This window comes from Novosphingobium sp. 11B, assembly GCF_054589055.1.
On the sequence record NZ_BAAILP010000139.1, the window covers coordinates 1 to 4449 of the forward strand.

General features: G+C 67.5%; 2 protein-coding genes. One reads left to right on the forward strand and one right to left on the reverse strand.

The window, feature by feature from the left end; all coding sequences use genetic code 11:
* Window positions 1–46: 46 nt before the first annotated feature.
* Complete coding sequence (locus tag ACYPYD_RS12955) at window positions 47–2830, reverse strand: Rne/Rng family ribonuclease (RefSeq protein WP_459663512.1); 2784 nt, start codon at window positions 2828–2830, stop codon at window positions 47–49.
* A 634-nt stretch (window positions 2831–3464) separates the two neighbouring features.
* Here ACYPYD_RS12955 and ACYPYD_RS12960 point away from each other — a divergent pair.
* On the forward strand, window positions 3465–4334 hold the full coding sequence (locus tag ACYPYD_RS12960) for an N-acetylmuramoyl-L-alanine amidase family protein (protein WP_008829220.1): 870 nt from the start codon (window positions 3465–3467) through the stop codon (window positions 4332–4334).
* Window positions 4335–4449: the final 115 nt, after the last annotated feature.

The window sequence follows — 4449 nt, forward strand, 5'->3', positions numbered from 1 at the left end:
GCGCGGCGTCTGCATTTTTAGGCCCTTGTTTCAGAGCCGTCGGCGATTACTCGCCGAAAGTGCGCTGCCACCAGCCACGGCGCGGTGCCGGAGCGGCATCGTCAGCCGACGCGGCTTCGGCGACTGCTTCTGGTTCGGCGACTGGTGCCGGAGCGGCTTCGGCCTCGACGTCCGCCTTCTTGCGACGGGTGCGCTTGGGCTTTGCTGCAGCCTCTTCCGCAACCGGCTCGGGAGCCGGTGCCGGAGCGGCTTCGGCCTCGACGTCCGCCTTCTTGCGGCGGGTGCGCTTGGGCTTTGCAGGCGCTTCCTCGGCAACCGGCTCGGGCGCTGCGGGCGCTTCGACGACGGCTTCGGCTTCGACGTCCGCCTTCTTGCGACGGGTACGCTTGGGCTTTGCCGGCGCTTCCTCGGCGACCGGTTCGGGCGCTGCGGGCGCTTCGACGACGGCTTCGGCCTCGACGTCCGCCTTCTTGCGGCGAGTGCGCTTGGGCTTTGCAGGCGCTTCCTCGGCGACCGGTTCGGCCGGGACGATCGGCTCGGCGCTGATGCCGCCATCGGCGACCGGCAGCGCGGCTTCTTCGGCAGCCAGTTCGAGGCCTTCGGCGCCGATCACGGCGTCCTCGCCCTCTGCGCCGTTCTCGGCCTCGCCTTCACCGCGACGACCGCGACGACGGCGACCACCGCGACGGCGGCGCTTCTTGGGTGCGTTGGTATCGTCACCCTCGGCCTCGGTGCCCTCGGCTTCGACGATGCTCTCGCCTTCGTCTTCGGCGTCGTCGCCTTCGTCCGAAGCGTCGGCAGCTTCGACCTCAGCGGTCTCGGCACCGTCCTCGCGGCGATCGCGGTTGCGGCCACGACGGCGCTTGCGGCGCTTGCTGCGGCGGCCTTCACCGTCCTCCGACGCTTCGGTGCGCTCGGCAGCCTCTTCGGCTTCCAGCTCTTCGTCCTCGTACTCTTCCTCGACGAAGTCGTCCTCGACGTCCTCGGCGATGGGCTCGAAGCGGGGCACGAACTCGTTGCGCGGACCCGACGACATGACGCGCATCTTGGCGCCTTCGTTTTCACCCTCGGGGATGACTTCGACGGTGACGCCGTAGCGTTCCTCGATGTCGGCTAGGTCGGTGCGCTTGGCGTTGAGCATGTAGACCGCCGCCTCGGTGGAGGCGAACAGCGACACCACGATGCCCTTGCCCTTGGCCGCCTCGTCCTCGATCAGACGCAGCGCCGAGAGACCGGCGGAGCTGGCGGTGCGGACGAGGCCGGTGCCGTCGCAGTGCGGGCACGAGCGGGTGGTCGCTTCGAGAACGCCGGTGCGCAGGCGCTGGCGGCTCATTTCCATCAGGCCGAAGCTGGAAATGCGGCCGACCTGAATGCGGGCGCGGTCGTTCTTGAGCGCTTCCTTCATCGCCTTCTCGACCTTGCGGACGTTGGAGCCATACTCCATGTCGATGAAGTCGATCACGACGAGGCCGGCCATGTCGCGCAGGCGCAGCTGGCGGGCGATTTCGGCCGCGGCTTCGAGGTTGGTGGCAACCGCCGTCTGCTCGATCCCGTGCTCCTTGGTGGCGCGGCCCGAGTTGATGTCGATCGAAACCAGTGCTTCGGTCGGGTTGATGACGATGTAGCCGCCCGAACGCAGCTGCACGACGGGGTCGTACATCGCGGTCAGCTGGTCCTCGGCGCCGAAGCGCTGGAACAGCGGGACGGGATCGGCGTAAGGCTTAACCTTGCGGCCGTGGCTGGGCATCAGGAGCTTCATGAAGTCCTTGGCGGCGTGGTAGCCGGCCTCGCCCTCGACGATCACTTCCTCGATGTCGCGGTTGTAGATGTCGCGGATGGCGCGCTTGATGAGGTCGCTGTCCGAGTGGATCAGCGCCGGAGCGGCCGAGCGCATGGTCTGTTCGCGCAGCTCGTCCCACAGGCGGGCGAGGTAGTCGAAGTCGCGCTTGATCTCGGTCTTGGTGCGTTGGAGGCCCGCCGTGCGGACGATGCAGCCCATCGAGCGGGGCAGGTCCATCTCGGCGATGATCGACTTCAGGCGCTTGCGGTCCGAGGCCGAGCTGATCTTGCGGCTGATGCCGCCGCCGTGGCTCGAATTCGGCATGAGCACGCAGTAGCGGCCCGCGAGGCTGAGGTAGGTGGTGAGAGCCGCGCCCTTGTTGCCGCGCTCTTCCTTGACGACCTGGACCAGCAGCACCTGGCGGCGCTGGATGACGTCCTGGATCTTGTAGCGGCGGCGCAGCGCCATGCGTTTGGCGCGCAGGTCGTCGGCTTCCTTCGAGCGGCCCGAGGGACGGCCGCCCTGGCGGCGACGGCCACGGCCGCGACGGTTATTGCCTTCGGACTCTTCGTCGCCGTGCTCGCCCTCATGCTCGCCGTCGTCGTCGGCGTGGAACGGGTTCTCTACCGCGCCGTCCTCGATCGTGGCGACATGGTCCTTTTCGGACGTATCGACCTCGGTGAGGCCGCCATCGTCGTTGTAGTCGCCGTCTTCGTCCTCGTCGTCACCTTCGGTGGCGCGCAGGGCGGCTTCTTCCTCGGCATGGGCGGCTTCTTCCGCCAGCAGGGCCTCGCGGTCCTCCTTGGGGATCTGGTAGTAGTCCGGGTGGATTTCGCTGAAGGCGAGGAAGCCGTGGCGGTTGCCGCCGAAGTCCACGAACGCGGCCTGGAGCGAAGGCTCCACGCGCGTCACCTTCGCGAGGTAGATGTTACCCTTGATCTGCTTGCGTTCGGTCGACTCGAAGTCGAACTCTTCAATGCGGTTTCCCTTGACGACCGCCACCCGCGTTTCTTCCGGGTGGCGCGCATCGATCAGCATGCGGGTTGCCATTTGGTATTCTCCGTGCGCGTCGACGCCGGGCCGGATCAGCCTGGCGGATGCGCGTATGTTCACTGTAGGCGAATGCGCCCCGCAGAATCACGACGCGGCCACTTGGGGCGGCGTTCCAAACTGAGGGGGCGAGTTTTGGCGCAATGGTGGAGCAATCCAGCGCTCCATGCGCGGCGAAAGTAGTGGCTGCCCCAGTAGCATGTGTGGCAGCATGTGCGTCTGCGAGCGAAGACACGCGCGGCGTATTAGAACGCGCGGAAAGTTGCGACCACGCCGCCCGCGCCCTTTCGGGCGTCGAATGGCAAGGCGGCAACTGGCTTCTCATGGCTCACTTCAACCTGATAAGGCACTCCGGAAAAAGGATTATTTCCGGCTCCCTGGACCGAGGCTTGCGTCTGGCTCTGCCGGTCCTGTCCGGCGCCATATGGTTATGGTATTGCCGGATTGCGAGGACCGACGCGCATTCCTCGCCTCGGTTCTGCTGGCCTAGCATTCATGACGCAAGACGGCAAGTTGCTTGGACCGTTGGAATTTGGCGGGCATCGGCCCGGGGCGGAGCGGCTGACCAGCCTGTGGGAAAGCGCGGGGGCGCAGGATTGCCCGCCCGCCAAACGCGGCTTAGTCCTTGGCGCAAATGTCGCGCACCTTGCAGTTGATCCTCGTCTTCATCGCGCCGCTGGCGGTGCTTGCCGCCGCGTTCGCGGTGAGCGGGGTATGGCCGGTGCGGGCCGGGGGCTACGACTACGTCATCCGCTTCGACCTGCCCGGGGTGAACGCGCCGATCGACCTGCCGCGCGTCGATGGGCCGCCCGACGCCAGCCGTCCGTTGGTGGTCATCGATCCGGGCCATGGCGGCTTCGATCCCGGCGCGGGGGCAGGAGCGCTGAAGGAAAAGGCCGTGGCGCTGCAGATCGCATTGGCGCTGCGCGAGAAGCTGCTGGCAAGCGGCGGCCTGCGCGTGGCCCTGACGCGCGACACCGACCGCTTCATCGCGCTCGCCGATCGCCCTGACATCGCCCGGCGGCTGAACGCGGACTTGTTCGTCTCGATCCATGCCGACAGCGCCGAGGCTGATTCGGCGCGCGGGGCAAGTGTCTATGTCCTCTCGGAAAAGGGATCGAGCCAGGCCGCCGAGCGGTTCGCCGAACGGGAGAACGGAGCCGACCGCGTGAATGGCGTCAAGCTGTCGAAGACGAGCGCGCAAGTGGGCGCGATCCTGCTCGACCTCTCGCAGCGCGGGGCGCAGGCGCGCTCCACCCAAGTCGCGACGCTGCTGCTGCGCGAACTGGGCGACGCGGGCGTTGGCATGCATCGCGACCGGCCGGAAGCCGCTGCGCTGGCGGTGCTGAAGGCGCCCGACATGCCCTCGATCCTGTTCGAGACTGGCTACATCAACAACCCCGACGACGCGCAGGCGCTGGGATCGAAGCAGGGGCAGCAGGTTCTGGCAGAGGCAGGCGCGAAGGCGATCCGCGCCTATTTCGCAAGGAACCCGGGTGGTTGAGCGGGCTGCACGCGTCGTCCCGGACTTGATCCGGGACCGGTGGCGGTGTTTGGGCGGCCGGACGCGGGCAGCTTCGTGGGCTGTTTACGGCCAGCGGTCCCGGATCACGTCCGGG